Below are 12035 nucleotides of genomic sequence, written 5' to 3'. Positions count from 1 at the left end.
AGCTTCACCTACACCGCCACCGATGACAGCGGAACCGGCACCGACACCAGCCTGTCCGGCACGGTGACCATCACCGTCACCGGCACCAATGACCGGCCGGTGGTGAGCAATGTGGCGGCAGCCGCCACGGAAGATGGCAGCACGGTCAACGGCAGCTTCGTGGTCAGTGACGCCGACACCAGCGACCTGCACAGCTTCGCCATCACCAGCACCCCGAGCGCAGGCTCGGTGGTGAACAACAATGACGGCACCTTCACCTTCGATCCGGGCAGCGACTTCCAGGATCTGGCCGAGGGCGAGACCCGCGACGTCAGCTTCACCTACACCGCCACCGATGACAGCGGGACCGGTACCGACACCAGCCTGTCCGGCACGGTGACCATCACCGTCACCGGCACCAATGACCGGCCGGTGGTGAGCAATGTGGCGGCAGCCGCCACGGAAGATGGCAGCACGGTCAACGGCAGCTTCGTGGTCAGTGACGCCGACACCAGCGACCTGCACAGCTTCGCCATCACCAGCACCCCGAGCGCAGGCTCGGTGGTGAACAACAATGACGGCACCTTCACCTTCGATCCGGGCAGCGACTTCCAGGATCTGGCCGAGGGCGAGACCCGCGACGTCAGCTTCACCTACACCGCCACCGATGACAGCGGGACCGGTACCGACACCAGCCTGTCCGGCACGGTGACCATCACCGTCACCGGCACCAACGACGATGCCGTCATCACCGGTACTGACACTGCCGGTGTGACGGAAGACACAGCATTGGTGGCCGGACAACTGGTGGCCAGCGGGGACCTGAATGCCACGGATGTGGACAGCTCCACAGCGTTTACGGTGCAGACCAATGCGTCCAGTGCCTACGGCTCCTTCTCCATCGACGCGAGCGGGGCCTGGAGTTACAAGGCGGACAATACCCATGCCGCGATCCAGCAGCTGTCCAGTGGCGAGTCGTTGACGGATACGATCGTGGTTTCCACCGCCGATGGCACGACACACAACGTGGTGATCACTATCAATGGCACAGCCGATGCCTCGGTCATCATTGCGCCGGACAACCTGCAGTACGATCCGGGCTCGGGTGATCAGACGCCGTTCAACCGGCTCATGTTTGCCGATGCCGACACCACGGGCTTGGTGACTGTTACCATCACCCGTACCAGCGGCAATAGTAGTTTCACCGTTTCCGGTGCACCTGCAGGTGGCACGGCAGTGGGGGGCAATAACGCCACGATTACCGGAACCATTGCCAATATCAACACCTGGCTGGCCGGCAACAACCTCACCCATGACAGCAATGGCAATGACAACGACACCTTCACCATCGCGATCAACTCGGGTGGCAATATCACCAACTATGTCGTGAGCGATGTGACATTCACCAGTACCGGTAGCGGAGATACCAACAACTATGCCGGCGTCAATGTGCTCGCACCTTCTCTCAATGCTGGTAGTGGTGGCGACACTGTCTACACCAGTTGGAGTCACGTAGGCACGACAGCGACCAACTATACGGATGCCCTGGCCACAGGTACGGATTCCATTCACCTGAATTTCACCGCCGCCCAGTTGCAGGAGATCCTGACCAACGTCACGGCGCGTGACGATCTGCAGACCTTCCTGTTCAACGCCGATGGCAATGACCTGAATCTGGATGCGACCAGTTGGAACGCCACGGTCAGCCCCAGCGGTTACTTCGAAAATGCGTCTATTGGACTGGCCAATGTCTGGTCGACTAGGGACACCGCAACCCCATCGAACAACTACCTCGACATCAATACGACCTGGAAGGGCGTCATTGCAGCGAACAGTGGGGGCACCGGTGAGATTCTCGGCCTGACCGGTACGGCCAGCGCCGAGATGATTATCGCCAACGCAGCGGGCACGGTTTCCGGCCTGTCGGGCAATGACGTGCTGGTGGCGCAGAATGGTGGCAATACCCTCGATGGTGGCGCCAACAGCGATCTGCTACTAGGCGGTACCGGTGCGGACGTGCTGATCGGAGGCTCCGGAGTCGACATGCTGGCCGGTGGCGCTGGCGGTGACACCTTCCAGTGGGGCGCAGAGGCTGTAGGTGTAGCGAATGCCGATACCATCGCCGATTACAACTTCACAGAAGGCGACAAACTGGATCTCTCATCCCTGCTCAGTGGTTTCCAGGTGGGCGACAACGTGGCCAAGTTTGTCAAACTGTCGGTGTCGGGTGAAAACCTGCTGGTATCGATCGATACGACGGGCAGTGGCAATTTTGCCAGCGGTCAGACCTATACCCTGATCGGCGCCAGCGCGCAGGGCGCGGTGCCGGTGAAGGTGGTCTTCGGCGGTTACGATCACATACTGTCTGTCGACAGCAGCGCACCTTCTGCTCCTTCGGCTCCCGACTTGCAGGCGGTTTCCGACACCGGCACCTCGGCTACGGACAATATCACCAACGACAATACACCGACTGTCAGCGGCACAGGTGCCGAAGTCGGTGCCACGGTAACGCTTTACGACACCAATGGCACTACGGTACTGGGTACGACCACTGCTGCACTGGACGGCAGTTGGAGTATCACCAGCAGCGCACTAAGCAGTGGCTCACACACACTGACAGCCAAGGTGACCGACTGGGCGGGCAATGTCAGTCCGGCCTCAGGGGGGTTGGTGGTGACGATAGATACCAGCGTGGCAGCGCCGGTAGTTAGCGCAGTGACCGCCGACAATGGCAGCAGCGGCACGGATGAAATCACCAACGACAGCACGCTGATCATTAACGGCACGGCGGAGGCGAACAGCAGCGTCCAGGTATTCCGCGATGGCGTCAGTATCGGCACCACCACGGCCAATGGTTCGGGCAACTGGAGCTTCGATCACACAGGTACCACGTTGGCTCAGGGAGGCTACAGCTTCACCGCCCAGGCCACCGATGTGGCAGGCAATGTGAGCGCAGTGTCTGCAGCCTTGCCGGTGACTGTGGACACGACTGCGCCGATACAAACCGCCTCGATCAGCACGGTAACCGACAACGTCAACCCAGTGACGGGTGTGCTGACCAACGGCGGAGTTACCAACGACACTTCACTGGCGTTGGTGGGAACTTATAGCGGCACGTTGGGTTCAGGCGATGTGATCGCGATCTATGACGGTGCAACACGCCTGGGCACAGCCTCTGCATCGGGTGGTGCTTGGAACTATACGGACAGCACGCTCGCCAACGGCAATAGCGTCAGTTACACAGCGCGGGTCGAAGACGCGGCGGGTAACCAAGGAGTCGCCTCTGCGGCCTTCACTGTCACGATCGACACGGCAGCCCCTGTGGCGCCGACTTCGCTCAACCTAGCGGCGACGGACGATACCGGCTCGAGCAGCACCGACAACATAACCAAAAACACCAGTGCGCTGACCATTGATGGCGTGGGTGAAAACGGCGCGACCGTCACCGTGTTCCGTGACATTGACAACGATGGTGTGATCGATGGAGGCGAGAGTTTGGGCACGACTGTGGTGTCTGGCGGCGTATTCAGCCTGGATGTCTCGTTGGCACAGGGCACTCACAACGTCCGGGCAATCCAGACGGATACTGCTGGTAATGCCAGTGCCGCTTCGACCAGCAATGCTCTCAGTATCAGGGTGGATACCACGGCGCCGACGGCGGCGATTACACCGGACGATCAGAATGGTTCCACTCGCACCCAGACTGTCCAGTTCAGTGAGGCAGTGGTCGGATTCACTGCCGGCGACATTACTGTGTCGCAAGGTAGCGTTTCGAGCCTCACCGAGGTCGATAGCGATACCTACGACGTGGAAATCACCGGTGCGCCATCGGGTGGCACTAATATCACAGTGAGCATTGTGGCGGGCTCGTATACCGACGTGGCTGGCAATAGTGGCACTGCCGCAACGGTCACCAATGCGCCTGCCGGAATTGCTGGGGAGCCTATTAATCTTGCCCTGACCGACCTGGCCGACTACATCGGCACTGTCACCGTAACGGTTGCCGGCATGCCAGTGGGCTGGAGCTTAAGTGAGGGTAGCGATAACGGCGATGGCACCTGGACGGTAGTCACCGACGACCCGAGTCGCTTGACTGTGACCACAGCAACCGACTTCAGCGGCGCAATAGTGCTACCGGTGGCGATGACGTGGATCAACGTCGACGGCTCAACGGGCAGCATGCTGGTACGAGACAACGTGGAGGCCTACGCCCCCGGCTCGCCGATCTTTGCGTTGTCCCAGGATGACAACCTGAGCGGCTCGTCCGGTGCCGATACCTTCGTGTTCGCCCAGCCCATCGCCCACAACCAGGTCTATGGCTTCGATGTGGCGGCCGACCGGCTGGATCTGATCGGGTTTGGCGCAGGCCTGAACTTCGCCAGCCTGCAGATCGCAGACGATGGTCAGGGCAATGCCGTCATCACCCTGGGCCCTGACTCCAGCATCACCTTGCGCGGGGTGGATGCCGGGGCGCTGGGGGCGGCGAACTTCGTGTTCGACCTGGCCCCAGAGATGAGCAACAGCGGCACCATGATGCTGCACGATGGCGCCATGCTGCCGCTGGGGGGCTTCCTCGACAACAGCGGCAGCGTTCTCCTCGATTCTCACGGCCAGGCAACCCGCCTGGAAGTGCTGGTCGAGCACCTCACTCTGCGCGGCGGTGGTCAGGTGGTGCTGTCAGACAGTCCGACCAACCTGATCGTCGGCAGCACGCCGCAATCACGCCTGGTGAACGAGAACAACACCATCTCGGGCGCCGGCCAGCTGGGTGGCGGGCAGCTGATGCTGGCGAATGCGGGCCTCATCCTGGCCAACGGCCTGCATGCCCTGCTGCTGGATACCGGCAACAACGTCATCGACAACAGCGGCACCCTGGCAGCGACGGGGGCGGGGGGCATGACGGTGGCCAGCGCGCTGGATAACAGCGGACACCTGTGGGCCAATGGTGGCGATCTGCGCCTGCTCGGAGATGTGACGGGCGGCGGCAGTGCCACCATAGACGGCGATGGGACTCTCGCCTTCGGCGGGGCGGCCCGGCTTGGCAGCGTGGCCTTCCACGGTGACGGGGCAGGTACCCTGGCGGTCGAGGCGGATGATGCCATGTCGCTTGGCACCATCCTCGGCCTGGAGCAGGAGGATGGACTGCTGCTGAGCGATCTGATCTTTGGCGTCGATACCCGGCTCAGTTACAGCGCCAGTGCCGATGGCACCGGCGGCTTGCTGACGGTTAGCGACGGCACCCAGAGTGCCGCACTCCGGCTGCTTGGCCACTACTCGGAAGGGGACTTCCTGCTGGCCGGGGAGGCGGATGGCAGCGTCAAGGTCGGCTATGGTGGCGCCGCCAGCGGTACCCTGGTAGGTACCATGGAGGACGACGATCTGCAGGGGGGCGCCGGCAACGACATCCTGGTGGGCAGGGCAGGGAGCGACCTGCAGCACGGCGGCAGTGGCGCCGATACGTTCGCCTGGCTGCAGGGGGACCTCGAGGCCGGCAAGGTGACCTTGGACTATGTGGCTGACTTCAATCAGGGGGAGGGCGACAGGCTGGACTTGAGTGACCTGCTGGATCAGGATGGCAGCCAGACGATGGATTCCCTGAAGAGCCTGCTCTCCATGGTGCAGGAGACAGACGGGATCCATCTGCAGGTGCAGGACACCACCACCCATCAGGTGGCGCAGGACATAGTGCTGATGAACCACAGCTTCGGCTCCCTGACGGGGGATGCGAGCAGCACGGCCTCTCAGGTGATCGACTACCTGCTGAGCAACCACAGGCTTGATATCGACAACCCCTAAGCAGGAAGAGACGGGGAGAACAGCGGCGGGGCATCCCGCCGCTTTTTTATCTGCCCCATTGCCCGGCGATAAAAGGGGGAGGCAAGGTGCTCGCCAGGGAGGGGGCGCTCAGGGAGGGCCGAGGCCCGGGCTGCACCTAAATGGACTCGGCATGACGAGAGCGACTGGCCAGGTTTCGGCTCCTCGCCCCTTGACCTTCGACTCCGCGAGGGCGAGTGTCAGGCAGGGATCAGCCGCCCACCAGCTTGACTTGAAAGCCGGCCTTCTCCAGCTCGGCCTTGATAAGGTCCCGCTTGTCCCCCTGGATCTCGATGATCCCCTCCTTGAGGCCGCCGCCGGTGCCGCACTTCTTCTTGAGCAGGGTGGCGATGGTTTTCTGCTGTTCGGCCGGCACGCCGTGAATGGTGATGACACCGGCGCCCTTGCGCCCCTTGGTCTCGCGGCGGATGCGCACGACCCCGTCGGCGGGGAAGGGGGAGGCGCTCTGGGCGGGGGCGGATTCCTTGATCATGCCGCCGTCCGTGCTGTAGACCAGGCGGCTGTTGTTGTCGTGACTCATGGCAATACTTTGTCGGTTAGCTAAGCGGAGTTTGATTTTACGCAAATAAATGTTGAGGGCACAGCTTATAATCCTTCCCACTAAAAGCGAATTATTCTTGTTTAACTTCAGGAGCCCGTCATGGTACTCACAGAGTTGTCGCCGGGGCAGCGTGCTCGTATCAAGAACATGAACCAGCTTGGCCGCGCCTTGCGACGCAAGCTGATGGTGATGGGGCTCCTGCCCCAGACCGAGATCCTCTATCTGCGGGCGGCCCCCCTGGGGGATCCGCTCCAGATCCAGTGCCAGGGCATCTGCCTCTCCATGCAAAAGAGCCTGGCCCAGCAAATCGAGGTCGAACCGGTATGAACTACTCCCTGGTAACCGTAGGCAACCCCAACAGCGGCAAGACCTCGCTGTTCAACGCCCTGACCGGTGCCCGCCAGCAGGTGGGCAACTGGAGCGGGGTCACCGTCGACAAGAAGATGGGCGAGTTTTCCGCCAAGGGGCAGGATTACACCCTGATGGACTTGCCCGGTATCTACTCCCTGGCCAATCAGGAGGCGAGCCTGGACGAACAGATCGCCAGTCGCTTCGTGCAGGGCCAGCAGCCGGACCTGCTGCTCAACGTCATCGATGCCGCCAACCTGGAGCGCTCTCTCTATCTCACCCTGCAACTGCGGGAACTGGGTCTGCCCATGGTGGTGGTGCTCAACAAGATGGATCTGCTGCAAAAGCGCCGCATCACCATAGACGAGGGGCTGCTCGGCCAGGCGCTCGGTTGCCCCGTGGTGTCGCTCTCGGCCCACAATCGCCAGCAGGTGGCGGCCTTCAAGGAGCAGATCCACCAGTTCATCGGCCAGCCCCAGCCCGCCCTGGTGCTCGATTACGGTCAGCCGCTGGAAGGCGACATCGCCGAGCTCGAGACCCTGCTCGCCCCTCACCACCTCAGTGACCGCGGCCGTGCCCTGCGCCTGCTGGAGGAGGACGTTGCCATGCAGGAGACCCTGGCGGCGGGTCAGCAGGCGGCGGCCGACAACGTGGTGAGCCGTGCCCACCACGCCCAGGACATCGATCTGCAACTGGCAGATCTGCGCTACGGCCACATCCACCACTGGTGCCAGCAGGCGTGCCGTCAACAGGGCAAGCTCACTGTCGCCCAGAGCGAGCGGCTGGACAGGGTGCTGCTCAACCGCTGGGTGGGCATCCCCTTCTTCCTGCTGGTGATGTACCTGATGTTCATGTTCGCCATCAAGGTGGGCAGCGCCTTCATCGATTTCTTCGACATCCTGGGGGGCGCCCTGTTCGTGGACGGAGTGCACCACCTGCTGGGGCTGGTGTCGGCCCCCGACTGGCTGGGAGCCGTGCTGGCTGACGGGGTCGGAGCCGGTCTGCAGACGGTGGCGACCTTCATCCCCGTGGTGGGCTGCCTCTTCCTGTTCCTCGCCGTGCTGGAGAGCTCGGGCTATCTGGCCCGCGCCGCCTTCGTGGTGGATGCCCTGATGCGCCGCCTCGGCTTGCCCGGCAAGGCCTTCGTCCCCATGCTGATGGGCTTTGGCTGCACCGTGCCCGCGGTGATGGCGACCCGTACTCTGGGGTCGGAGCGCGAGCGGCTGATGACCTCGGCCATGGCGCCCTTCATGTCCTGCGGCGCCCGGCTGCCGGTCTATGCCCTGTTCGCGGTGGCCTTCTTCCCCGCGTCGGGCCAGAACCTGGTGTTCGGCCTCTACCTGCTCGGCATACTGGTGGCCGTGCTCACCGGCCTCTTCCTGCGCAGCACCCTGCTGCCGGGCAAGAGCGACTCCATGGTGATGGAGATGCCGGACTACGAGTGGCCCCGTCCTGTGGACGTGGGGCTGCGCACCTGGCAAAAACTCAAGGCCTTCATCTTCGGCGCGGGCAAGACCATAGTGCTGATGGTGGCGGTGCTGAGCGTGCTCAATTCGCTGGGCACCGACGGCAGCTTCGGCAACCAGGATCAGGAGAACTCGGTGCTGAGCAAGATCAGCCAGTCGGTGACCCCGGTACTGCATCCCATCGGGATACGGGAGGAGAACTGGCAGGCCACGGTCGGCATCCTCACCGGCATCTTCGCCAAGGAGGCGGTGGTCGCCACCCTCAACAGCCTCTATGCCGGCAGCGCCGGTGACGAGGAGGAGAGTGAATACTCCCTGCTCGGCAGCCTGAAGGAGGCGCTGGCCACCATTCCCGCCAACCTGGCGGACATAGATCCCGCCGATCCCATGGGGCTCAAGGTCGGGGAGCTGGCCGATCAGCAGGCGGCCGCCGAGGCCCAGGAGGTGGATACCTCCACCTATGGCAACATGCAGACCCACTTCGACGGGGCGGCCGGTGCCTTCGCCTACCTGCTGTTCGTGCTGCTCTACATGCCCTGTGCCGCCGCCATGGGCGCCCTGGTGCGGGAGACCGGTCGTCAGTGGGCCCTGTTCACCGCCGCCTGGTGCAACTACATGGCCTTCATGTGCGCCACCCTCTTCTACCAGCTGGCGACCTTTGCCGCTCACCCCGAGCAGAGCCTGCTCTGGACCCTGAGCTACGGGCTCTCCCTGGCGCTGCTGTGGTGGTTCGGTCGCCGCCACGGGGACATAGTTGCCCGCAAGGTGGTGACTCTGTGAGGGCGCAAACGAGGGGATGTCCCCATCAAGAGGAGGTTACGCCATGATATTGCGAGAGCTGGGTGATTATCTGGCGGCGCAGCAGAGGGTGAGCCGGCGGGAGCTGGCCCGCCACTTCCACACCTCGGAGGATGCGGTGGAGGCCATGCTCGGCGTCTGGATGCGCAAGGGCCGCGTCACCAAGCGGGAGACCCGGGTGTGCGGCGGCAGTTGCTGCGGCAAGAGCGAGGAGGTGATGTTCGAGTGGTGCGAATCCGGCCGGATCGGCCTGGTACAGCAGCGCTGAGCGCATTGCCGCCAGAGAGCGTCAGCTGACAACAAGAGACCCGCCAGTGCGGGTCTCTTTTTTTGTCTGTTGCCGACATGGCGGGAGGGTTGCTGGGCCATCACAGCCTGGCCAGCATCGCCTGGGTGACCAGCACTATGCCCTGCTCGGAGCGATAGAAGCGGCGGGCATCCTCGCAGGCGTTCTCCCCCACCACCAGCCCTTCCGGCAACCGGCAACCCTTGTCGATCACCACCCGGCGCAACCGGCAACCGGCCCCTATCTCGACCCCGGGGAAGATCACCGCCTGATCCAGGGTGCAGAAGGAATCGACCCGCACGTTGTTGAACAGCACAGAGCTCACGATGAAGGAGCCGCTGACAATGGTGCCGCCGGCGAACAGGGAGTTGATGGTCATGCCGTGCTGGCCGTTCTGATCCTGCACGAACTTGGCGGGGGCCGTCATCTTCTGGCTGGTCCAGATGGGCCAGTCCTGATCGTAGATGTCGAGCTCGGGGGTCACCGAGGCGAGATCCATGTTCGCCTCCCAGAAGGAGTCCACCGTCCCCACATCGCGCCAGTAGGGGCGTTTCTGCGGGCAGCAGCCGACGCAGGAGAGGCTGAACGGGTGGGCATAGGCGGTGCCCTCCTTGACCACCCGCGGGATCACGTCCATGCCAAAATCGTGGTGGGACTGCGGGTTGGCGAGATCCTCTTCCAGCAGCTGATAGAGGTAGTCGGCGTCGAAGATGTAGACCCCCATGGAGGCCAGCGCGGTGTCGGGTTTGCCCGGCATGGCGGGCGGGTCGGCGGGCTTCTCGACGAAGGCGTTGATCCTGCGGCTCTCGTCCACCGCCATCACGCCGAAGGCGCTGGCCTCCTGGCGCGGCACTTCGATGCAGGCCACCGTCACCCGGCTGCCCAGGTTGACGTGATCGAGCAGTATGGCGGCGTAATCCATCTTGTAGATGTGATCCCCCGCCAGCACCACCACATATTTGGGGCCGTGCTCGCGAATGATGTCCATGTTCTGGTAGACCGCATCGGCGGTGCCTCGATACCAGCTGACCTCGTCAATGCGCTGCTGGGCCGGCAGCAGCTCGATGAATTCGTTCATCTGGTAGCGCAGGAAGGACCAGCCCGACTGCAGGTGACGCAGCAGACTGTGGGACTTGTACTGGGTGACCACGCCGATCCGGCGGATCCCGGAGTTGATGCAATTGGAGAGGACGAAGTCGATGATGCGGAACTTGCCGCCAAAATGAACGGCCGGTTTTGCCCTGTTGTCCGTCAACTGCTGGAGCCGACTGCCTCGCCCCCCGGCTAACACCAACGCCATGGTCTCGTTCAATAACTGTCTGGACCTTGCTGTGTTGGCTGGTTGTAACAACATTGAATACCCCTTTATTGATATACCTCCTCAATGGTGCCTCCTTTGAGGCCTTTTTGAAAGGGTTTTCAACCCGGGTTGGGATTCAAACTGATTTTTTTGTCATTTATGTGAGCGCGCGCCATTGCCAATCAGGGGAGGGCTCGGTGTGTGGTCGAATGAAGGGCAGAGGGCAGCGCGAAGGGAGAGGGACCCGCCGTGCTCTTGTTGAGCACCCGGCCGCGACGGCGGCCGGGTGTGGCGGGGGAGGGGGCGCGCCTGACTAGAAGAGATCGTTGTTATCATCCTTGGTGGGCTCCAGGCTCCAGCCGCTGGCCGACGCACTGTTGCCTATCTGCCCCTTCTCGCGCCAGAGTTTTATCTTGAGGCGCAGGTTGTTCTGGGAATCTGCGTTCTTGACCGCCTCTTCTTCGTCTATCACCCCCTCCACCACCAGATCGAACAGGGTGCTGTCGAAGGTGACCATGCCAAGGGCCCTGGATTTCTCCATGATCTCCTTGAGGCCGCCAAACTCGCCGCGCTTGATGAGATCGCGAATGGTGTGGGTGCCGAGCATCACCTCCACTGCCGCCCGGCGGCCGCCCTCCGTGGTCTTCACCAGCCGCTGGGAGACGAAGGCCTTGAGGTTGTTGCCAAGATCGTTGAGCAGCTGGGGCCTGCGCTCCTCGGGGAAGAAGTTGATGATGCGGTCCAGCGCCTGGTTGGCGTTGTTGGCGTGCAGGGTGGAGATGGCAAGGTGGCCGGTTTCGGAGAAGGCCAGGGCATGTTCCATGGTCTCGCGGTCGCGAATTTCCCCGATGAGGATGACGTCCGGCGCCTGGCGCAGGGTGTTCTTCAGGGCCGCGTGGAAGCTGCGGGTATCCACCCCCACCTCCCGCTGGTTGATGATGCTCTTGCGGTGGCGATGGACGAACTCCACCGGATCCTCGATGGTGATGATGTGGCCGCCGCTGTTGCGGTTGCGATGGTCGATGAGGGCCGCGAGCGAGGTGGACTTGCCAGAGCCGGTGCCGCCGACGAAGAGCACCAGGCCGCGCTTCTCCATGATGGTGTCGAGCAGCACGGGGGGGAGCTTCAAGTCCTCGAAGCGGGGGATCTCGGTCTTGATGTTGCGCGCCACCAGGGAGACCTCATTGCGCTGCTTGAAGATGTTGACCCGAAAGCGGCCTATCTGGGGCAGGGAGATGGCGAGGTTCATCTCCAGCTCCTTCTCGAACTGCTGCTTCTGCTCCGAGTCCATGAGCTCGGCGGCTATCCTGGCCACCTCGCCCGGCTCGAGCGGCACCTCGTTCAGGGGGCGCAGGGCGCCGTTGAACTTGGCGCAGGGGGGGGCGCCGGTGGAGAGATAGAGGTCGGAGCCATCCTGCTTGGCCAGGATCTGTAGCATGTCTCGCAATTCCATGTGTTGCCTCGTCACTCAAAGAAATAGGG

At 62.8% G+C, this 12035-nt stretch carries 7 protein-coding genes; 4 read left to right on the top strand and 3 right to left on the bottom strand.

Translation table 11 applies throughout. The annotated features are described in order from the left end of the window. The first annotated feature begins 63 nt into the window (after positions 1 to 63). Complete coding sequence (locus HB860_RS09865) at positions 64 to 5775, top strand: Ig-like domain-containing protein (protein WP_247626518.1); 5712 nt, start codon at positions 64 to 66, stop codon at positions 5773 to 5775. 229 nt (positions 5776 to 6004) lie between these two features. On the opposite strand, the gene HB860_RS09860 is transcribed toward HB860_RS09865, so the two are convergent. Beyond that, entirely contained in the window at positions 6005 to 6334 is a 330-nt protein-coding gene (locus tag HB860_RS09860; protein ID WP_247626517.1) for a translation initiation factor, read from the bottom strand. 120 nt (positions 6335 to 6454) lie between these two features. On the opposite strand from HB860_RS09860, the gene HB860_RS09855 reads away from it, so the two are divergent. From HB860_RS09855 to HB860_RS09845, 3 genes are read left to right on the top strand one after another with little or no spacing between them, the layout of a single operon-like run. Next, on the top strand, positions 6455 to 6682 hold the full coding sequence (locus tag HB860_RS09855) for a FeoA family protein (RefSeq protein ID WP_171273620.1): 228 nt from the start codon (positions 6455 to 6457) through the stop codon (positions 6680 to 6682). Next, positions 6679 to 8949, top strand: a complete 2271-nt coding sequence (gene feoB, locus HB860_RS09850) for a Fe(2+) transporter permease subunit FeoB (RefSeq protein WP_247626516.1) — start codon at positions 6679 to 6681, stop codon at positions 8947 to 8949. The genes HB860_RS09855 and feoB overlap by 4 nt, the downstream gene beginning before the upstream one ends. A 43-nt stretch (positions 8950 to 8992) precedes the next feature. After that, complete coding sequence (locus HB860_RS09845; protein ID WP_247626515.1) at positions 8993 to 9235, top strand: FeoC-like transcriptional regulator; 243 nt, start codon at positions 8993 to 8995, stop codon at positions 9233 to 9235. Positions 9236 to 9335: 100 nt separating this feature from the next. Here the strand turns inward: HB860_RS09845 and glgC are convergent, their stop codons facing one another. Both glgC and tapW read right to left on the bottom strand, forming a co-directional pair. Then, positions 9336 to 10607, bottom strand: a complete 1272-nt coding sequence (glgC, locus tag HB860_RS09840; protein WP_247626514.1) for a glucose-1-phosphate adenylyltransferase — start codon at positions 10605 to 10607, stop codon at positions 9336 to 9338. 259 nt (positions 10608 to 10866) lie between these two features. Continuing rightward, positions 10867 to 12006, bottom strand: a complete 1140-nt coding sequence (gene tapW, locus HB860_RS09835) for a PilT/PilU family type 4a pilus ATPase (RefSeq protein ID WP_247626513.1) — start codon at positions 12004 to 12006, stop codon at positions 10867 to 10869. Positions 12007 to 12035: the final 29 nt, after the last annotated feature.

Source organism: Aeromonas genomosp. paramedia (assembly GCF_023093515.1).
In the GTDB taxonomy this organism is placed as follows: Bacteria; Pseudomonadota; Gammaproteobacteria; order Enterobacterales; family Aeromonadaceae; genus Aeromonas.
Note: the sequence above shows the minus strand (reverse complement) of the source record. Positions and strands in the feature narration are given on the sequence as shown.